This is a genomic window from Microbacterium sp. AC215 (assembly GCF_979258645.1).
This window is the reverse complement of the sequence record NZ_OZ409869.1, coordinates 3,125,215-3,142,976: the sequence shown is the minus strand read 5'-3', so window position 1 is coordinate 3,142,976 and position 17,762 is coordinate 3,125,215. Positions and strand designations below refer to the sequence as shown.

Genomic DNA, 17,762 nt, shown 5'->3' with positions numbered 1-17,762 from the left:
CTGGGGAGATCATCATGGGCAAGTTCATCTACGAGGGCACCGTCAAATCGGACATCGAGGACAGGGCGCTCACGCACCTGCAGCTCGTGATGACGGCGAAGCTCAGGAGAGGCGAGCCCTTCTCGTTCTCCTGGCGCGAGGACATGGCTGTCGGCGGCGGTCGGACGACTGTCTGGGTGCACGCCGGCAGCTCCCTCGTCTTCAAGTACAGCGGGAGCCGTCAGCCGCAGATCAACCGCGCGTGGATCGAAGCGCTGGCATTCACGGCGAACGCCCCCGGCGGTCTGCGCCTGGTGAGCGAGCCGGCCGAAGGCACGGCGCCGCCGGTCGAGCGCGTCGAGGTTCCGGCGCAGGCCTGACGGATCTTCTCCTCCCCAGTCCTCGCGGCGTCGGATGCACCGGTCGCGAGGAGGAAGAATGGGATCGTGTCCCCGAATCCCCAGCGGCGACTGCTCGCCTCCGTGCGCAGGATCCTGCACACCGACCCCTCATCCGTCGCCCACACCGAGGCGATGCCGATCATCGACGAACGCACCGTGCCGCGTGTGCTCGACCTCGCGACCCGCATCGGCGAATCGATGTTCGGGGTCGGCGCCTCGGCGCACGAGGTCACGCTCGCCATCACCCGCATCTGCGCCGCGTACGGCATGCGGGACGTGCAGGTCGATGTCACCTACAACTCGATCACGGTCTCGTTCCACCTGAGCGGCGAGGTCTGGCCCGAGACGCTCGTGCGGGTCGTGCGCGTCGCCGCCCCCGACCACGCCAAGCTGCAGAGAGTGCAGGCCCTGGTCGCCGACATCGACGACGGACTGGATCTCGAATCGGCCCGCTCGACGTTCCGTGCCCTGCGGCGCGTGCCCTTCGGCTACCAGCAGCCGGTGGTCATCGTGGCACGAGCGCTGCTCGCCGTCGGAGTGAGCATCATGCTCGGGGCCTCGCCGCTCATCGTCGGTCTCACGTTCATCGCGGCCCTCTGCGCGGCGTTGACCCAGGCCGGCCTCGCGCGCGTGCGCGTTCCGCTGTTCTTCAGTCAGATCGCCGGAGGGTTCGTCACCACGGTCGTCGCGGTCGCCGTCTCGGCCCTCGGGGCCGCCGGCATCGAGCCCTTCGTCGGCATCCGACCATCGATCATCGTCGCGTCGGGAATCGTGCTCATGCTCGCCGGACTCACCGTGGTGGGGGCCGCGCAGGATGCGATCGACGGATTCGCGCTCACCGCAGGCGGACGCATCCTCGATCTGACGATGCAGACGCTCGGAGTCGTGATCGGCATCCTCGTCGGCCTCGAACTCGGCAGCGTGCTCGGCTTCACGATGGGTCTGCCCGATGACCCGGCCCCGTTCGGTCCGCTCCTGAACCAGTTCGCGGGGGCGATCATCATCGCGATCGCCGTCGCCGTCTTCAACGGCGCGGGTCTTCGGATCATCCTCGTCAGCGCGCTGCTCAGCGCCGTCACCATCGCCGGCTATTCGACGATGGTCGGTCTGAACCTGCATCCGGCTGCGGCGAGCGCGATCGGCGCCCTGCTCGCGAGCTTCATCGGGATGCTGATCGCGGTGAAGCTGCACGTCCCGTCGGTCGCGGTCACCACGGCCGCGATCGTGCCGCTCGTGCCCGGTGTCGCGGTGTTCCAGGGCCTGCTCGAGATGATCCACGCGGCAGGGTCGGCATCCGGGGTCGTCGGCATCGGCGGCTCACTGGTCGATGCGGCGGTGATCGGAATCGCACTGGCTTCGGGCGCATCGCTCGGCCTGTATCTGGGAACGCCCGTGCGCGCCACCCTCAGCAGCGTCGCGAAGAACCGGGCGCGCGTCGTCCGGCGCTGAGCCGAACGACGCGAGCGACTCAGACCTGGGGTCCGAGCGCGCCGCCGCCGGGCTCCCCCGCGGCGTCGCCCTTCAACTCGACGAGGATGGTGTGCGTCGACGTCGCGCCCGTGTTCTCTCCCCAGTGGCGTTGGGCCGGCAGCCAGACGGCCTGACCCGCGGTCAACGACGTGTCGAAGGTGCGCTCCCCCGCTGACAGACGGCGGGAGAAATCGCTGAGGGTCACCATCACGCTGTTCGGATGATCGTGAGGAGTCGTGCGGTCGCCCGGCTCATCCGTGTACTCGAGCACGCGCACGAGATCGTTCTCCCAGAGCGTGCGGTAGTGATCGGGGTTGGTGACAGTGGGATCGTCGGTGACCATGCGGTCACAGTACGCTCCGATATTCCGCGCCGACAGGGGTACTTCGCGCAGCTGCGCGCGTCAGGCGTCGGCGCGCACGGTCTCGAGCGACGGGTAGTCCGTGTATCCCTCGGCCGTGCGTCCGTAGAACAGCGCGGGGCGCGGCTCGTTGAGCTCGGCGTCCTGACGCCAGCGCTCGACGAGGTCGGGGTTCGCGATCACCGGACGACCCGCTGCCACGGCGTCGGCCCATCCCTCCGAGACGAGCATCTCAGCCTCGTCGCGGGTGGTCTGCGCGGCGAATCCGGAGTTGACGATCAGCGGGGCACCGGCCGTGCGGCGGATGCGCTGCACGAGCTCGCTGGTCGGCACGGCGCTGAGCACGTCGATGAATGCGAGGCCGAGCGGTGCGAGGCCCTCGGCGACGGCGAGGTAGGTGGCGAGTGCGTCGGCGTCGTCCTCCTCGAGAACGCCCTGGATGTTGTGCTGCGGCGACAGACGGATGCCGGTGCGGTCGGCCCCGACCGCCTCAGCCACCGCCGACGTGACCTCGATCGCGAACCGCGCGCGGTTCTCGGGCGATCCGCCGTACTGATCGTCACGGATGTTCGACACCGGCGAGAGGAACTCCTGCACGAGGTAGCCGTTCGCGCCGTGCACCTCGACGCCGTCGAAGCCCGCGGCGATCGCGTTGCGTGCGGCCTGCACGAACTGCTCGACGACCATCGGGATCTCGTCGAGCGTGAGAGCGTGAGCGACCGGCATGTCGACCTTGCCGACCGGGGTGTGCGTCTGGCCGGGGGCGGCGAGCGCGCTCGGGCCCACGACACGCGGCTCACCGGAGATCTCGGGGTGCGAGACGCGGCCGCCGTGCATCAGCTGCATGACGATCGTGCCGCCGGCCTCGTGCACGGCGTCGGCGATCCGCCGCCATCCGTCGATCTGCGCGGGAGTGACGATGCCGGGCTGCCCGGAGTACGACTTGCCCTCGGCGGCCGGCCACGTGCCCTCGGAGATGATGAGACCCTGGCCCGCGCGCTGGCGGTAGTACTCCACCATCGTCTCGGTGGGCACACCGTCGTCATCCGCACGGGTGCGGGTGAGCGGCGCCATGACGACGCGGTTGGACAGCGGGAGGGCGCCGAAGACGGCCGATTCGAAGAGGGTCACGCTCAGGGACAAGCGCCCTGGGGTGCCGAGTATTCCCCTGCGGAGATATGCAGACCGGATGCTCAGTCGGCGACGCGGCCGTACATCTCCCCCACGGGCACCGCGACCTCGAGCACATTGCCCGGCTGGGCGAGCGGGCAGGCCCACGCCGGGTCGTAGGCGCACGAGGGGTTGTAGGCGAAGTTGAAGTCGAGCACGATCGTGCCGCGCTCGGCATCCGACCCGAGGTCGGCGCCCTTGATCGTGTCGATCAGATAGCGGCCGCCTCCGTAGGTTCCTCCCGGACGACCGGCGAGAGCGTCGCGCACGGGGATGAAGATCCCGCCGCCGTAGGTCGTCAGACGCCACACGTCGAGCGACCCGGTGTCGGGGACCTCGACCCTGCCGATGCGCTCGAAGGGAACCACGCCGTCGGTGCCGGTCGCGAACTCGAAGCCCCCGGGCTCGGCCTCGAGGATCGGCAGCTCGAAGCGCCACTGCGGATCGTACGACGCGATCGGGAGCCCTTCGAACAGCGGTCGATCGTCGGCCATCAGCGGGGTCGCCGCATGGTGCAGCAGCAGGTCGTCGCGCTCGATGCGCCAGAGCTCGTGCGCGTCTTCGGCGGAGTCCGCCCGACGCACGGCGTCGTAGAGGGCGAAGACACGGCGTCGCCAGTCGACGACCTCTGCGGCGGTGCGGGCTTTCGTGAGCGTCATGTGGTTCAGGCTACGCGGCTCGCGCCCCCGGGTTCACACGTCGGTGTCGCGCGGCAGCACCGTGAGCACGCGTTCGATGTGGTCTCGGAACTCGACCAGGTAGTCGCGGAGGAAGGTCGCGGTGCCCTCGTTGTGGACCGTCCCGTCATCGGCGAAGGTGTCGGGCGAGAACTGGATGTAGGCCTCGGGCGCCGTCATCTGACGGGCGTTGCAGAAGCTCAGCACCCCGCGCAGGCTCTGCTGGGCGACCGCCGTGCCGATCGCGCCCACCGAGGCGCCGATCACCGCGGCGGGGATGTGGTCGAAGGAGTTCTGCCCCCACGGCCGCGACGCCCAGTCGATCGCGTTCTTGAGGCCGCCGGGGATCGAGCGGTTGTACTCGGGTGTCACGAAGAGCACCGCATCAGCCGAGGCGATGGACTCCTTCAGATCGACGGCCACCGCGGGGTAGTCGGCGTCATAGTCCTGGCTGTAGAGAGGGAGGTCTCGGATAGGGATCTCGAAGAACTCGAGATCATCCGGCGCCAGCCTGATCAGCGCCGTCGCGAGGATGCGGTTGATCGAGGTGGACGAGAGGCTTCCGACGAAGTATCCGACCCTGTATGCCATGACTGTTCCTCATTCCCGTAGTCGTGAGATCAGTCTCGTCCGGGCTCGCGTCTGCGTCCAGCCCCCCGTGTCGAGCGGTCCGCCGCGCTTCGGCTCAGTCGCCGAAGGCGGCGAGCAGCTCCGCGAAGTGGTCGAGATCCTCAGCCGTCCAGCGGCGCAGCCTCTCGCCGAGGCGCTCTTCGTACCGAGCGCGGGCGAGGGCCACCCGCTCCTGCGCCAGCTCCGTGGCGACGAGCACCCGCGCGCGGCGATCGTCCGGGTCGGGGACGCTCTCGACGAGACCGAGCTGCTCGAGCTGGCGCACGTGCCGACTGACGGCCGATTTGTCGGTCTGCAGCCGCTCGATGATGGCGCCGGCCGAGGTCGCCTTGCCGGTGGCGATCGACGTGAGCACCTGGTATCCGAGAGGCTGCAGGTCGGGATGCACGGTGGTCGCGGCTTCGCGCCAGCTCACCCGGATGCGGGCGAAGAGCCTGCCCAGCTCGTGCTCGACCCTCGAGATCGCCTGATCGAGGTCAGGGGTTGCGGCGCCGTCTATCGGGGCGACTTCGTCGGACGAGGCACTCATGCTCGCCAGCTTACGATGAAGCCCCGCCGGCGCTGTGCCGGCGGGGCTTCGATCAGATCACCGACTCGTGATCCGTCCGCACGATCACTTGTCGAGCAGACCTGCGGTGGTGAGCCATTCTTCCGCCGCGGTCGCAGCCGACGCCTTCTCGTCGCCCTCGACCCGTTCGCGCAGATCGATCAGGTCGTCGGTGGTGAGCTTCGCGGAGATCGCATTGAGCACCTCGGCGAGCTTGTCGGTGTAGATGTCCTTCGAGAGCAGCGGGATGACGTTCTGCGCCGAGATCATGTTCTCCGGGTCCTCGAGGACGACGAGGTCCTCGGACTTGATCGCCGGCGACGTCGTGTAGATGTCGGCCACCTGCACCGTGCCGTCGACGAGCGCCTGCACCGTGTCGGGACCGCCGAAGTCCTCGTACGGGACGAACGTGACCTGTCCCGCTTCGACGCCCACGCCGTAGACGTCGCGCAGCCCCGGGATCCCGTAGCCGAGTTCGCCGAACTGCGGGTTCGACGCCAGGGAGAACGGCTCGAGAGCCTTCAGGTCGCCGATGGCCGTCAGGTCGTTGTCCTCGGCGGTCTTCTTCGTCACCACGTAGGCGTCCTTGTCCTCGGCCTCGGCCGAGTCGAGCACCTGCAGGTCGTCCGCGCCCACCGCATCCGGCAGCGCCGCATCGACGTCCTCGGTCGTCCGCTCCTCGTACGCCGTGTCGTAGTAGGCCAGCAGGTTGCCGTTGTACTCCGGGATGAGGTTGATGGACCCGTCCTGCAGCGCGGGGATCGTCTGCTGGCGCGGACCGATGTTGAACTTGGTCGAGACGTCGAAGCCCTCGGCCTCGAGCGCCTGCGCGTAGATCTCGCCGAGGATCTCGCTCTCGGGGAAGGCGAAGGAGCCCACGACGATCGCGTCGCCCTCGGCGGCGTCACCGCCCGAGGACGTCGGGTCGGCGGTCGCGCAGCCGGCGAGCGCGACGGTGGTGCTGACGGCGAGCAGGCAGGCCGTCAGCCAGGTCTTACGGGCTCGAGAGGTCATGCGGGGGTCCTTTCGTCGACGATCGGCGCCACAGCGGCATCCGACCTGTTTCGCTGCACACTGCGGAGGGGACGGCTCGTCTGCCCCCGAGTACGGGTGAGGCGCTGGAGGAGCGCGAAGACGCCGTCGACGCTCAGCGCGAGAACGGTCACCAGGAGCGCCCCGCCGAGGATCACGGTGTAGTCGTTGAGGCCGATGCCCGACGAGATGATCCGCCCGAGGCCGCCGAGTCCGACGTACGACGCGATCGTCACGGTCGCGATGACCTGCAGCGTGGCCGAGCGGACCCCGCCGATGATCACCGGCAGCCCGAGAGGGATCTCGACCTTGCGGAGGATCTGCATCTCGGTCATCCCGATCGCGCGCGCCGCATCGATCGACTCGCGGCTGACGCTCTCGAGCCCGGCGTAGGCGCCGGCGAGCAGTGACGGGATCGCCAGCAGCACGAAAGCGACGACGGAGCCGACGAGGACGGCCGGAGTGGTGCTGAGACCGGAGCGCAGCACCATCGTGAGGAAGAACAGGAGCCCGAGCGTCGGGAGAGCGCGCATCGCACCGGTGAAGCCGATCACGAACTGGCGACCGTGCCCGGTGTGCCCGATGTAGAAGCCGAGCGGCAGAGCGATCAGCATCGCGATGACGAGCGAGACGCCCGAGTAGATGAGGTGCTCGACGAGTCGGTCGCCGATGGGCAGCGGGCTCTGCGAGCCCGGCACCCAGTTGGCGGGGTCGAGGATCCAGGCGATGGCGTCGAGGAAGAAGTTCATCGGACACCGGCCCCCGGGGGCGCGAGCACCCGACGGGTGCTGACACCGTCGGTCGCGGGGTCGGGGTCGGTCGGTGCGCCGCTCTTGCCGCGCACGCCGGCGGCGCGGCTCCAGGGCATGAGGACCCGCCCGATCGCCACGAGGATCAGGTCGAAGACGAGAGCGATGAGCAGGCTCATGACGATCCCGACGACGACCTCCTCGAGGATGCCGCGCTGCTTGCCGTTCTGGAAGAGGTAGCCGAGATTCTCCGAGCCGATGATCACGCCCACCGAGACGAGGGCGATGGTCGACACGGAGACCACGCGGAGGCCGGCGATCAGCACGGGGCCGGCGAGAGGGAACTCGACGCGCCAGAACCGGCCGCTGCGCGAGAAGCCGATGGCCTTCGCCGACTCGATGATCGACCGATCGACCGATCCGAAGGCGTCGGTTGCCGAGCGCAGCATGATCGCGACCGCGTAGATCGTCAGCGCCACGACCAGGTTCGTGTCATCGAGGATCCGGGTGCCGAGGATGACCGGCAGGATGACGAAGAGCGGCAGGGACGGGATCGTGTAGAGCAGGCTGCCCGTCGTGATGATGAACGTCCGGGCGACGCGATTGCGGCTGGCCACCCAGCCCAGCGGCACCGCGATCAGGAAGCCGAGGATGATCGGAATGATCGCCAGACGCACGTGATTGATCGTCAGATCGACGATCAATCCGAGGTTGGAGGCGATCCAGTTCATCCGAAGTACCGTTCTTTACGGTCTTGGGACGCCGAATCGCGAAGTCAAGACATTCGACTGAACCACAGAATATCGCTCTCGACAACCCGGGCCGACACGTCGCGTGATCGGCCCGGGCTCTCGGTCAGACCTCTGAGAGCAGACGGAACACCTTGGATGCCGCGTGGATCTCGTCCTGCGTGAGCTCGGCCACGACCGTGCGCAGGCGCGAGGCGTGGTCGCTGCGCAGCTCGGTGAGGGCGGAGCAGGCCGACGGCGTCGCCGTCAGGACCCGCAGCCGGCCGTCACGCTCGTCCGGCCTCGACTCGATCAGGCCCAGCTCCTCCAGCATCCGCACCTGGCGACTGATGACGGACTTGTCCATCTCGAAGCGCTCGGCGAGCTCGTGAGCGCTGGCGGAGCCCGCCCGATCGATGAAGGTCAGCAGCTTGTAGCCGCCCACCTGCAGCTCGGGGTCGATGCGCGCCGCCGACTCCCTCCAGAGCGTCCGAGTCCTCGCGAAGATGAGGTTCAGATGCGTCTGGAGGTCGCCGAGGGCGGTGTCGACGTCGGCGGGCGCCGCCGCTTCGAAGGTGACCATGTCAGCGCCCCGACTCCCGCTCGTCGCGCTCGAGCACGGTCGTCACCGAGCCGGTCGAGGGTGAGGCGGACTCGGTGCCCGAGATGCGGATGGCTCCGGTCGACATGGTGGCGCCGACCTCGGCCTCGGAGACCTCGAGAACGGACTCCTCGGCCTGCTCGCGCAGCTGCTCGGCGGCGTTCTTCGTCGACAGCGGCTTGTTCTTGATGAACGCGATCGCGATGATGGCGATCACTGCGAGCGGAATGGCGATGATGAACGCATCCGCGATGCCGTGGCCGTAGGCTCCCTCGACGATGGTGCGGATCGTGTCGGGCAGCTGCGTGACCTTGGGCACATCGCCAGAGGCGAGGTGCTTCAGCGCGTCGATCTCATCGGGCGTCGTGGGAGTGAATCCCTCGAGCGCGTCGGAGATGTAGTTGCCGACGCTGGTCGAGAGCGAAGCGCCCATGACCGTCACGCCGATGGTGCCGGCGATCGTGCGGAAGAAGTTGACGTTCGACGAGGCGGCGCCCAGCTGCTGCGGCGCGGTGTCGTTCTGCACGATGAGCGTGAGGTTCTGCATGACCATGCCGAGACCTGCGCCGAGCACGAACATGTAGGTCGCGACCAGCGGGAACGGGGTGTCGTAGCGCAGGGTCGCCATCAGGCTGACGCCGATCGTGGTCAGCACGGAGCCCGTGAGCATCCATCCCTTCCACTTGCCGAAGCGGCTGACGAGCTGGCCGATGATGATCGACGCACCCATCTGTCCGACGATCATCGGGATCGTCATGAGGCCGGACTCGGTCGGTGTGGCACCGCGGGCGAGCTGGAAGTACTGGGCGAGGAACACCGAGGTCGCGAACATCGAGACGCCGATGGCGATCGACGCGATGACCGACAGCGTGAAGGTGCGGTTGCGGAACAGCGACATCGGCACGATCGGTTCCTTGACGAAGAACTCGACGGTGATGAACGCGGCGATCGCGACACCCGCGGTGACGGCGAGCATGATGCTGGTCGAGGAGTCCCAGTCGAACTGGCTGCCGCCCATCGAGACCCAGATGAGCAGGGTCGAGACGCCGACCGCGAGCAGCACGATGCCGAAGTAGTCGATCGACACCTTGCGGTCGCGCTGGGGCTTGGGCAGGTGCAGGGTGAACTGCAGCAGCACGAGGGCGAGGATGGCGAAGGGCACGCCGACGAAGAAGTTGGAGCGCCAGCCCCAGACGTCGGTGAGGAGTCCGCCGAGCAGCGGGCCGCCGATGGTGCCGAGGGCCATGATTCCGCCGACGACGCCCATGTACTTGCCGCGTTCGCGCGGCGAGATGATGAGGGCGACCGCGATCATCACGAGCGACATCAGTCCGCCGACGCCGATGCCCTGGATCACGCGGACCGCGATGAGCATGTTGGTGTCGGTCGAGAAGCCGGCGATCACGGTGCCGACCGTGAAGATGATCAGCGACAGCTGCACGAGGATCTTGCGATCGACGAGGTCGGCGAGCTTGCCCCAGATGGGGGTCGAGACGGCGGTCGCGAGGAGGCTGGCGGTGATGACCCAGGTGTACTGCGACTGGGTGCCGCCGAGGTCGGCGATGATGACCGGCATGGAGGTCGACACCACGGTGCCCGAGAGCACGGCGACGAACATGCCGACGACGAGGCCCGAGATCGCGGTGAAGACCTCGCGAGGCGAGCGCACCGCGTCGCCTGAGGAGGTGGGTGAGATGTGTGTCACAGTGGAGAGCTCCTGTGTAGAAAGTTGATAAGAGTCAACTATACGCCTATTGGTTGCGAAAGTGCAACTGTAGACCGGAGGCAACCATCTGTCGATGGAGTGGGACGCTAGCCGCGGCTCTCGTCCTTGGTCGGCTCGACGACGCGCTGGCCCAGGGACCACGACGCGAGCAGCGCGAGACGCTCGGCCGAGGGCGAGCCCGGCTCGGCCGAGTAGATCAGCAGCACGTTGCCCGGCTCGGCGGTGATCGCGAGCTCCTCATACGCCAGGGTCAGCTCGCCGACGAGCGGATGCCGGAACCGCTTCGTGCCCGCGCCGTGGATGCGCACATCGTGCGCCGCCCACAGCCGGCGGAACGTCTCGCTGCGCGTCGACAGCTCGCCGACGAGATCCTGCAGACCCTTGTCGTGCGGATCCCGCCCGGCTTCGGCTCGCATGATCGCGACGCACATCTCGGCGAAGAGATCCCAGTCGGGATAGAAGTCGTGCGCTGCCGGGTCGAGGAACTGGAAGCGCGCGAGATTCGGGGTGCGGCCGCCGTCGCCGATCACCGGCGAATAGAAGGCTCGGGCGAGATCGTTCGTGGCGACCAGGTTCTGGTGGGGGTCCCGGACGAACGCGATCGCATCGGTGATCGACGACAGCGCCCACTGCAGGCTGGGTCGTGCAGCCCCGGGCTTCGCCGACCGGCGACGCGAGCGGCCGCTCGACGGGATGCCGTCGGCGGCGCGGGCGAGATCGAGCAGATGCGCGCGCTCGGCGTCGTCGAGTCGAAGGGCTGACGCGAGCGCGTCGAGCACCGCGGCGGAGGCGCCGGCGATCGCGCCGCGCTCGAGCTTCGCGTAGTACTCGACGCTGACTCCGGCGAGCGCTGCGGCCTCACTGCGCCGCAGGCCGGCGACACGTCGGTTCCCGCCGGCCGGGATGCCGACCGACTCGGGCGCGACACGCGCGCGGCGGGTCATCAGGAACTCGCGGACCTCGGATCTGTTGTCCATGCTCAGGACGCTACCCCCGACCGTGCTTCGGAGGGAGGTTCTCGCAGTACACCCCTCGACAGGGACTCCCTCGGAGCACCCGACAGGCGCAGAGTGGACAGCATGACATCCGCAGCCCGCCCCTCCGTCGACCGGGTGCTCCCCGCCCTGCTGCTTCTGCTGACCGTCTTCGGGCCGATCTCGATGGACCTCTACCTGCCCGCTCTTCCGGCTCTCACGGCAGCGCTGGGCGCCGCCACGTCGGTCGCGCAGCTCACCGTGACCGCCTGCCTCATCGGTCTGGCGGCCGGTCAGCTCATCGCCGGGCCGGTGTCGGATCGATACGGCCGCCGCGGCGTCCTGCTCATCGGCATCGTGGCGTACATCTTCACGTCGATGCTGTGCGCGATCAGTCCGACGGTCGAGCTGCTGATCGCCGCCCGATTCGTGCAGGGACTCGCCGGCGGCGTCGGCATCGTGATCGCACAGGCGGCCGGGCGTGACGTCTTCTCCGGCGGGACGCTGATCCGCTTCTACGCGCGGCTCACCGTCGTCGGCGGCTTCGCGGCGATCGTCGGCCCGCTGCTCGGGGGCCTCCTCAACACGATCATCGACTGGCGGGGACTCTTCGTCTTCCTCGCCGTCATCGGCGCCGCCATCCTGATCATCGCGCTCGCGCGGTTCGGGGAGACCCTGCCGATCGAGGCACGGACGACCGGCGGTCTGACCCGCACCCTGAGCGACTATCGGACGCTCCTGCGAGACCGCGTCTTCGTCGGCGCCGTCCTGAATCAGGGGCTGATGTACGCCGCGCTCTTCGCCTACCTGTCCGGCGCGACGTTCGTGCTGCAGGACATCTACGGCCTGTCGCCCCTCGGCTACGCCCTCGCGTTCGGCGCGAACTCCGCGGGATTCATGGTCTTCGGCCACCTGGCCGGCCGATTCTCCGAACGAGGGCACGTGCACGCCGTCCTCGCCGCCGGTGTCGTGGTCGCGACCGCCGGCGCTCTCGGCCTGCTCGCCGCCGGACTCACGACGATGCCGCTGTGGGTCGTGCTCGCGTCGCTGTTCGCTCTCGCCGCGGGCGTCTCCATCTCGTCTCCCCCGGCCACGACCCTCGCTCTGGTCGGATACCCGCAGATCGCCGGCACCGCCTCGTCGCTTCTCGGGATGGTGCGGTTCGGCTTCGGGGGCATCGCCGCCCCGCTCGTCGGCGTCGCCGGGGCCCTGAGCATCCTGCCGCTCGGCGTGGTCACCGTCTCCGCGACCGTGCTCGCGGCCGTCACCCTGGTGCTGATCGGCACCGCACGCGGGCGCACGCCACGGCACTCGCCGCACACGACCTCATCCGCCGCCCTCACCCACTGAAGGAGAACATCATGAGCACAGACACCGTCAGCACCCGCACCATGCGCGCCGTCGTCATGCACGCCCCCGGAGACGTCCGCGTCGAGGAGGTCCCCCGCGCTTCCGTCGTCGAGCCGACGGATGCGGTCATCCGCGTCACCGCCGCCTGCATCTGCGGCTCGGACCTCTGGCCCTACCGCGGCATCGAGCCGGTGGACCACCCCACACCGATGGGTCACGAGTACATCGGCGTCGTCGAGGAGGTCGGCGACGAGGTCCGTGACATCGCGGTCGGCGACTTCGTCGTGGGATCGTTCGTCGCGTCCGACAACACGTGCGAGATCTGCCAGGCGGGATTCCAGTCGCGCTGCATCCACCAGGTCATGATGGGCGGCGTCGGCACCCAGTCCGACTACGCCCGCATCCCTCTCGCCGACGGCACTCTCGTCGCCGTCGAGGGCGATCCGACCCCCGCGCAGACGCGCAGCCTGCTCGCGGCATCCGACGTCCTGGGCACCGGATGGTTCGCCGCCGTGGCCGCCGAGGCGGGGCCGGGCAAGACCGTCGCCGTGGTCGGCGACGGAGCCGTCGGCCTGCTCGCGATCCTCGCGGCCAGGCAGCTCGGAGCCGAGCGGGTCATCGCGATGTCCCGCCACGCCGACCGTCAGGCTCTGGCGACGAAGTTCGGGGCCACCGACATCGTCGAGGAGCGCGGCGACGCAGGCGTCGCGAAGATCAAGGAGCTCACCGGAGGGTACGGCGCCCACTCCACCGTCGAGGCGGTCGGCACCCAGGAGTCGATGATGCAGGCGATCCACGCCACGCGTCCGGGTGGACACGTGGGGTACGTCGGCGTGAGCCACGGCGTCGAGCTCGACGGCCTGGACCTGTTCTTCTCGACCGTCAGCCTTCTGGGCGGGCCGGCGCCGGTGCGCCGCTTCCTGCCCCAGCTGATCGACCTCATCATGACCGATCAGATCGATCCGGGGGCCGTCTTCGATCTGACGCTGCCGATCGAGCAGGCGGCCGAGGGCTACAAGGCCATGGACGAGCGCCGCGCCACCAAGGTGCTGCTCACCACCGACTGATCAGAACCTCCGACGGCGGCGGGCGCCTTTCTCGTGCCCTCCGCCGTCGGCGAAGGAACCTCGCGGTCAGCGTGCCGCCGCGGCCGAGCCGTCGAGGTCGAGGTCCACATCGACGTACCAGTCGCTGTGGCCGCCGTGCTCTCCCGAGTCCGGAGAATCGGGATAGAGGCGGTGCGCCTGCAGCTTCGCCGCGTGCTCGCTGAAGTCGGGCTCGTCGTCATCGAACTCGTGCGGACCGACCAGCAGGTCGTTCCCCACGCCGATCACGAGGTCGGCGCAGTCCTCGCGCCCGCCGACGAGGATGGGGATCTCGACGGCGTCGGCCTCCCCCTCTTTGGCGACGGCTGCGGCGAGAGTCACGAGAGAGTCCGCCACGTCATCCGTGGTCACCAGCTGCTGGCCTGCGTACGAGACGATCTTCATGGATCCATCCTGGCCGACTCGGCCGATCCGCGGTGCAGGGTTGCGCGGCGGATCACGGTTCGATATGCGGGCGGGGTCAGCTCACATCCGGGCGTAGCGGGCGCGGGCGAAGCAGAACAGGCCGTACAGAGCGAGGCCGGCACCGACCACCCACAGGATGACGGCGCCGAACGGGAGTCCGGCCAGAGCGCGCAGCGCCGAGTCCAGGCCGCCGGCGGTCTCGGGGTCATGCGTGAGCGCCGCGATGACGAACAGCACACCCGCGACCCCGACCGCGATGCCCTTGGCGACATAGCCGGCCGTTCCGAAGGCGGCGATGCCGGATCGCGCTTTTCCGGACGGCACGGACAGATGCTCCATGAACGCGCGAGTGATGCCCCGGACGACGAAGGCGACGCCGACGGCCGCCACTCCGAGCCCGACGAGCACGAGGAGCACGACGCCGGCCGGCACCGCGAGCAGCTTCGCGCTGAACGACTGGGAGGATTCGGACGACTGCGACTGGCCCCCGAGCGCATAGACCAGAGCCGTCGCGCCGATCGCGAGATAGGCGACAGCCGTGCCGACGAACTTCGCCCGGTGCGCCCACTTCTTCTTCGCATCGGGATCGCGCTCGACGACCGCCTCGGCGATCTGCCAGATCGCGAGAGCGAGAAGGCCGAGCACGATCAGCCACAGCAGGAACACGCCGGCGGGAGACTCCTGGATCTGCTGCATGGCACCGCCCTGATCGGCGTTCTCGCCGCCGCCGCCGGTCGCGATCGAGATCGCGATGCCCCCGATGAGGATGTGCAGGATGCCGAGCACGACGTAGCCGACGCGGGCGAGGACGCGGAAGGCGGTCGAGTCCTGGGCGGCTCTCGCGGTGGAGGCGGCCGAGTCGCGAGTGTTCATGGGTTCACGGTGCTTTCGATCGGTTCTTCGGAGATGTCGGGAGTGGGGGTCGCAGACGCGAGGCGCCGCGCACGGATCGCCTCCATGCAGGCCCAGACGAATGTCGCGACGGCAACGCCCTCGAGCATTCCCGCGACGACGTCGCTGAGCCAGTGGGCATGCAGGTAGGTGCGGCTCCACATCATGAGGAGCACCCACACGACGCCCACGACCCAGACCCATCGACGACGGAGCACGAGTGCGAGGACGACCACGACGGTCGTGGCGACAGCCGTGTGCCCGGATGGGAAGGACGTCGCGACGCTCTCGGCGAGCGAGTCCGCCGGTCGCGTGCGCCCGATCACTGCCGCCATGGTCGCGCCGATCGCCACGACGGCGACCATGGCGATCGCCAGCGTCGCGGCATCCCACCGCCGACCGCGCCAGATGAGCGCGGCGATCAGCAGCGCTCCGACGACGATCATGCCGATGGTGCCGCCGACCACCGCCGGGACCCAGGCGACGACGACCCAGATGTCGCTGGTCAGCGCGACCATGAGGTCGTGCCACCAGACGTCGATCGCGAGCGGCTCGTGACCGCCGAGGGCGACCACCGCCCGCAGCACGACGAAGGCGAGGGTCGCCGCGACACCGACGACGATCGCGCCGGTGCCGCGCTGCACCTCGGTCACGCCGACATCAGGCGAGGGGCTCGTTGTCGCGCATGCTGCGACGGGTCACGCGGTCGCCGGTCGCCGGGTCGACGGCGGTGCGGTCGACGGTCTCGGTGCGACGGCTGCGCATCGTGAGGATGAGGCTGATCAGGAAGACGACGACTCCTGCGCCCATGAGGATGTAGCCGATCAGATCGAGATCGACGTAGCCGCCGGTGTCGATGTTGAGTGCGAAGACCAGGATCGCTCCGATGACGAAGAGCGCGATGCCGCTGCCGATGCCCATATGTCCATTCCTCTCCGAGACCGCGTCCGCGGTCTCGCGACGACCAGAATATGGTCAACACCGATTGAGTCAATACCCGTGGACACGTCCGTCATCCCGTGATATGGATGGGAACGATGACTGATCTCGAACGCCGCGTGGCGATCTTCGCCGCACTCGCCGATCAGACGCGCCTGCGCATCGTCGACCTGCTCACACTCGGCGACCTCTCGTCGTCGGAGATCGGCACGACGCTGGACCTGAGATCGAATCTGATCGCCCACCATCTCGGCGTCCTCGAGTCCGCGCGCATCATCACGCGCACGCGCTCGGAGTTCGACAGGCGGCGCAGCTACATCGGGCTCCGCCCCGAGGTGTTCGACACGCTCGCACCGCCGAGCGTCGCTCCCCCGCGCCGGGTGCTGTTCGTGTGCACCGCGAACTCGGCCCGATCGCAGCTCGCCGAGGTCATCTGGCGCGACGTGAGCGCGATCGACGTGGCCTCCGCCGGCACCCAGCCCGCCTCCGCGGTGAACCCCGAGGCGCTGGCGACAGCCGAACGCCACGGGCTGATCATCGACCCGGCCCGGCCACCCCGCCACGTCGACGAGGTGCGCACCGACGACGACCTGGTGATCACGGTGTGCGACGACGCGCACGAGCGGATGCTCACGGGCGACGACCTGCACTGGTCGGTGCGGGATCCTGCCAGGGTCGGCACGGCCGCCGCCTTCGAGAGCGCCTTCGACACGCTCTGCCAGAGGATCCGCGCGCTGTCGTCGCGGCTGATCGCGGCCTGACAGCCCCGGCCCGGATGTCCCCGGCCCGTGCGACGATCTGCACGTCGACGGGAGAACACGATGCGGGGCGAAGCCACCGTGCTGCACGCCGATCTCGACGCGTTCTACGCCTCGGTCGAGCAGCGCGATGCGCCCGCTCTGCGCGGCCGGCCCGTCATCGTCGGCGGAGGCGTGGTGCTGGCGGCGAGCTATGAGGCCAAGGCCCGAGGGGTGCGCACTGCGATGGGCGGCCGCCAGGCGCTCGAGCTCTGCCCGGATGCCGTCGTCGTCCCGCCGCGCATGGAGGCGTACTCGGCGGCGAGCAAGGACGTGTTCGCGATCTTCCGCGACACGACCCCGCTCGTGGAGGGCCTCTCGATCGACGAGGCCTTTCTCGAGGTCGGTGGGCTGAGGCGCATCGTCGGCACCCCCGAAGAGGTCGCAGTGCGGCTGCGGGATCGGGTGCGCACAGAGGTCGGCCTCGCCATCTCGGTGGGCGTGGCGCGCACCAAGTTCCTCGCCAAGGTCGCCAGCGCGGTCAGCAAACCCGATGGGCTTCTCGTGGTCGAACCCGACCGGGAAGAGCAGTTCCTGCTGCCGCTGCCGGTCGAGCGCCTGTGGGGCGTCGGGGCGGTGACGGCCGAGAAGCTGCACCGCTACGGGGTGCACACGGTCGGTCAGCTGGCGGAGCTCGAGCCGGCGACGGCCGAGCGGGTGCTGGGCAAGGCTGCGGGCTCGCACCTGCACGCCCTCTCCCGCCTGCGCGACCCGCGCCCGGTCGACACGACCCGGCGCCGCGGCTCGATCGGCTCGCAGCGCGCCCTCGGCTCGCGCGCCCGCACAGCGGACGAGCTCGACCTCTTCCTCACGCAGATCATCGACCGGCTCGCCCGCCGGCTCCGCGACGGCGGGCGCGTCTGCCGCACGGTCGTGCTGCGCCTTCGTTACGGGGACTTCGCCAAGGCGACCCGATCACGCTCTCTCCGGGCGCCGACCGATCGCACCGCGATCCTGCTCGACGTCGCGCGGACCCTGCTCGCCGCAGCCTGGCCCGAGATCGAGGCGCGGGGCATCACCCTCATCGGGATCTCGCTGTCGCAGCTCGACCGCGCCGAGAACGCGCCACCCGAACTGCCGATCGACTGGGGCGACGATGAACGACTCGACACGGTGCTCGACACCCTGCGCGGTCGCTTCGGCGCGGCATCCGTCTCGCGCGCCGCTCAGCTGGGGCGCGACCCGGGGTGGTCGAGTCCGATCCTCCCCGAGCACGAGTGAGCGCTCGA

The 17,762-nt window shown here is 69.1% G+C and carries 21 protein-coding genes; 6 read left to right on the top strand and 15 right to left on the bottom strand.

Features of this window, described 5'->3' with window-relative positions; genetic code table 11:
- The first annotated feature begins 14 nt into the window (after positions 1-14).
- Entirely contained in the window at positions 15-359 is a 345-nt protein-coding gene (locus tag ACZZZF_RS15235; RefSeq protein WP_053097624.1) for a DUF7882 family protein, read from the top strand.
- A 66-nt stretch (positions 360-425) separates the two neighbouring features.
- Positions 426-1,829 (top strand): threonine/serine exporter family protein, encoded by a 1,404-nt coding sequence (locus ACZZZF_RS15230; RefSeq protein WP_053097625.1) that lies wholly within the window; start codon positions 426-428, stop codon positions 1,827-1,829.
- Positions 1,830-1,848: 19 nt separating this feature from the next.
- Here ACZZZF_RS15230 and ACZZZF_RS15225 read toward each other — a convergent pair whose 3' ends face one another.
- The 11 genes from ACZZZF_RS15225 to ACZZZF_RS15175 form a co-directional block, all read right to left on the bottom strand.
- Positions 1,849-2,193, bottom strand: a complete 345-nt coding sequence (locus ACZZZF_RS15225; RefSeq protein ID WP_053097626.1) for a cupin domain-containing protein — start codon at positions 2,191-2,193, stop codon at positions 1,849-1,851.
- A 60-nt stretch (positions 2,194-2,253) separates the two neighbouring features.
- A complete protein-coding gene (locus ACZZZF_RS15220) occupies positions 2,254-3,342 on the bottom strand; it encodes an alkene reductase (protein WP_082297876.1) in 1,089 nt (362 codons plus the stop codon).
- A 62-nt stretch (positions 3,343-3,404) separates the two neighbouring features.
- Complete coding sequence (locus tag ACZZZF_RS15215; protein WP_056279558.1) at positions 3,405-4,040, bottom strand: DUF1684 domain-containing protein; 636 nt, start codon at positions 4,038-4,040, stop codon at positions 3,405-3,407.
- 33 nt (positions 4,041-4,073) lie between these two features.
- On the bottom strand, positions 4,074-4,649 hold the full coding sequence (locus ACZZZF_RS15210; RefSeq protein WP_053097629.1) for an NADPH-dependent FMN reductase: 576 nt from the start codon (positions 4,647-4,649) through the stop codon (positions 4,074-4,076).
- Positions 4,650-4,743: 94 nt separating this feature from the next.
- Positions 4,744-5,217 (bottom strand): MarR family winged helix-turn-helix transcriptional regulator, encoded by a 474-nt coding sequence (locus ACZZZF_RS15205; RefSeq protein ID WP_072591758.1) that lies wholly within the window; start codon positions 5,215-5,217, stop codon positions 4,744-4,746.
- 84 nt (positions 5,218-5,301) lie between these two features.
- Positions 5,302-6,249 carry an ABC transporter substrate-binding protein gene (locus ACZZZF_RS15200; RefSeq protein WP_053097631.1) on the bottom strand — a complete coding sequence of 316 codons (948 nt, stop codon included), beginning with the start codon at positions 6,247-6,249 and terminating at the stop codon, positions 5,302-5,304.
- Entirely contained in the window at positions 6,246-7,016 is a 771-nt protein-coding gene (locus ACZZZF_RS15195; RefSeq protein WP_295104890.1) for an ABC transporter permease, read from the bottom strand. The genes ACZZZF_RS15200 and ACZZZF_RS15195 overlap by 4 nt, the downstream gene beginning before the upstream one ends.
- Positions 7,013-7,747: an ABC transporter permease gene (locus ACZZZF_RS15190; protein ID WP_463499386.1), complete on the bottom strand. Its 735-nt coding sequence runs from the start codon at positions 7,745-7,747 to the stop codon at positions 7,013-7,015. Before ACZZZF_RS15190 ends, ACZZZF_RS15195 begins: the two co-directional genes overlap by 4 nt.
- Positions 7,748-7,871: 124 nt before the next feature.
- On the bottom strand, positions 7,872-8,327 hold the full coding sequence (locus ACZZZF_RS15185; protein ID WP_463499383.1) for a MarR family winged helix-turn-helix transcriptional regulator: 456 nt from the start codon (positions 8,325-8,327) through the stop codon (positions 7,872-7,874).
- Position 8,328: 1 nt separating this feature from the next.
- On the bottom strand, positions 8,329-10,050 hold the full coding sequence (locus ACZZZF_RS15180; RefSeq protein ID WP_082297877.1) for an MDR family MFS transporter: 1,722 nt from the start codon (positions 10,048-10,050) through the stop codon (positions 8,329-8,331).
- A 107-nt stretch (positions 10,051-10,157) separates the two neighbouring features.
- The gene (locus ACZZZF_RS15175; RefSeq protein ID WP_463499380.1) at positions 10,158-11,048 is read right to left on the bottom strand and encodes a helix-turn-helix transcriptional regulator; all 891 of its coding nucleotides are present in this window, start codon (positions 11,046-11,048) and stop codon (positions 10,158-10,160) included.
- A 102-nt stretch (positions 11,049-11,150) separates the two neighbouring features.
- Here ACZZZF_RS15175 and ACZZZF_RS15170 point away from each other — a divergent pair, with 102 nt between their 5' ends.
- Complete coding sequence (locus ACZZZF_RS15170) at positions 11,151-12,395, top strand: multidrug effflux MFS transporter (RefSeq protein ID WP_463499378.1); 1,245 nt, start codon at positions 11,151-11,153, stop codon at positions 12,393-12,395.
- Between the two features lie 41 nt (positions 12,396-12,436).
- On the top strand, positions 12,437-13,462 hold the full coding sequence (locus ACZZZF_RS15165; protein WP_463499956.1) for a zinc-dependent alcohol dehydrogenase family protein: 1,026 nt from the start codon (positions 12,437-12,439) through the stop codon (positions 13,460-13,462).
- Positions 13,463-13,528: 66 nt separating this feature from the next.
- Here ACZZZF_RS15165 and ACZZZF_RS15160 read toward each other — a convergent pair whose 3' ends face one another.
- The 4 genes from ACZZZF_RS15160 to ACZZZF_RS15145 all read right to left on the bottom strand — a co-directional run bounded on the left by ACZZZF_RS15160 (position 13,529) and on the right by ACZZZF_RS15145 (position 15,718).
- On the bottom strand, positions 13,529-13,885 hold the full coding sequence (locus tag ACZZZF_RS15160) for a hypothetical protein (protein ID WP_053097638.1): 357 nt from the start codon (positions 13,883-13,885) through the stop codon (positions 13,529-13,531).
- Between the two features lie 81 nt (positions 13,886-13,966).
- Entirely contained in the window at positions 13,967-14,779 is an 813-nt protein-coding gene (locus ACZZZF_RS15155; protein ID WP_463499377.1) for a DUF1206 domain-containing protein, read from the bottom strand.
- Complete coding sequence (locus ACZZZF_RS15150) at positions 14,776-15,450, bottom strand: phosphatase PAP2 family protein (protein WP_053097640.1); 675 nt, start codon at positions 15,448-15,450, stop codon at positions 14,776-14,778. Before ACZZZF_RS15150 ends, ACZZZF_RS15155 begins: the two co-directional genes overlap by 4 nt.
- A gap of 7 nt (positions 15,451-15,457) precedes the next feature.
- Entirely contained in the window at positions 15,458-15,718 is a 261-nt protein-coding gene (locus ACZZZF_RS15145) for a DUF6458 family protein (protein WP_053097641.1), read from the bottom strand.
- A 116-nt stretch (positions 15,719-15,834) separates the two neighbouring features.
- Here ACZZZF_RS15145 and ACZZZF_RS15140 point away from each other — a divergent pair, with 116 nt between their 5' ends.
- Both ACZZZF_RS15140 and dinB read left to right on the top strand, forming a co-directional pair.
- The gene (locus tag ACZZZF_RS15140) at positions 15,835-16,497 is read left to right on the top strand and encodes an arsenate reductase/protein-tyrosine-phosphatase family protein (protein ID WP_308418026.1); all 663 of its coding nucleotides are present in this window, start codon (positions 15,835-15,837) and stop codon (positions 16,495-16,497) included.
- Between the two features lie 60 nt (positions 16,498-16,557).
- Positions 16,558-17,754: a DNA polymerase IV gene (gene dinB / locus ACZZZF_RS15135; RefSeq protein WP_463499374.1), complete on the top strand. Its 1,197-nt coding sequence runs from the start codon at positions 16,558-16,560 to the stop codon at positions 17,752-17,754.
- The last annotated feature ends 8 nt before the right edge of the window (positions 17,755-17,762 follow it).

Excerpts from the sequence above, each read along its gene's own strand:
- ACZZZF_RS15200 (WP_053097631.1), bottom strand. The coding sequence starts at position 6,249 with ATGACCTCTCGAGCCCGTAAGACCTGGCTGACGGCCTGCCTGCTCGCC.
- ACZZZF_RS15195 (WP_295104890.1), bottom strand. The coding sequence starts at position 7,016 with ATGAACTTCTTCCTCGACGCCATCGCCTGGATCCTCGACCCCGCCAAC.
- ACZZZF_RS15170 (WP_463499378.1), top strand. The coding sequence starts at position 11,151 with ATGACATCCGCAGCCCGCCCCTCCGTCGACCGGGTGCTCCCCGCCCTG.
- ACZZZF_RS15210 (WP_053097629.1), bottom strand. The coding sequence starts at position 4,649 with ATGGCATACAGGGTCGGATACTTCGTCGGAAGCCTCTCGTCCACCTCG.
- ACZZZF_RS15185 (WP_463499383.1), bottom strand. The coding sequence starts at position 8,327 with ATGGTCACCTTCGAAGCGGCGGCGCCCGCCGACGTCGACACCGCCCTC.
- ACZZZF_RS15215 (WP_056279558.1), bottom strand. The coding sequence starts at position 4,040 with ATGACGCTCACGAAAGCCCGCACCGCCGCAGAGGTCGTCGACTGGCGA.
- ACZZZF_RS15175 (WP_463499380.1), bottom strand. The coding sequence starts at position 11,048 with ATGGACAACAGATCCGAGGTCCGCGAGTTCCTGATGACCCGCCGCGCG.
- ACZZZF_RS15160 (WP_053097638.1), bottom strand. The coding sequence starts at position 13,885 with ATGAAGATCGTCTCGTACGCAGGCCAGCAGCTGGTGACCACGGATGAC.
- ACZZZF_RS15145 (WP_053097641.1), bottom strand. The coding sequence starts at position 15,718 with ATGGGCATCGGCAGCGGCATCGCGCTCTTCGTCATCGGAGCGATCCTG.
- ACZZZF_RS15235 (WP_053097624.1), top strand. The coding sequence starts at position 15 with ATGGGCAAGTTCATCTACGAGGGCACCGTCAAATCGGACATCGAGGAC.
- ACZZZF_RS15140 (WP_308418026.1), top strand. The coding sequence starts at position 15,835 with ATGACTGATCTCGAACGCCGCGTGGCGATCTTCGCCGCACTCGCCGAT.
- ACZZZF_RS15190 (WP_463499386.1), bottom strand. The coding sequence starts at position 7,747 with ATGAACTGGATCGCCTCCAACCTCGGATTGATCGTCGATCTGACGATC.
- ACZZZF_RS15155 (WP_463499377.1), bottom strand. The coding sequence starts at position 14,779 with ATGAACACTCGCGACTCGGCCGCCTCCACCGCGAGAGCCGCCCAGGAC.
- ACZZZF_RS15225 (WP_053097626.1), bottom strand. The coding sequence starts at position 2,193 with ATGGTCACCGACGATCCCACTGTCACCAACCCCGATCACTACCGCACG.
- ACZZZF_RS15165 (WP_463499956.1), top strand. The coding sequence starts at position 12,437 with ATGCGCGCCGTCGTCATGCACGCCCCCGGAGACGTCCGCGTCGAGGAG.
- ACZZZF_RS15205 (WP_072591758.1), bottom strand. The coding sequence starts at position 5,217 with ATGAGTGCCTCGTCCGACGAAGTCGCCCCGATAGACGGCGCCGCAACC.
- dinB (WP_463499374.1), top strand. The coding sequence starts at position 16,558 with ATGCGGGGCGAAGCCACCGTGCTGCACGCCGATCTCGACGCGTTCTAC.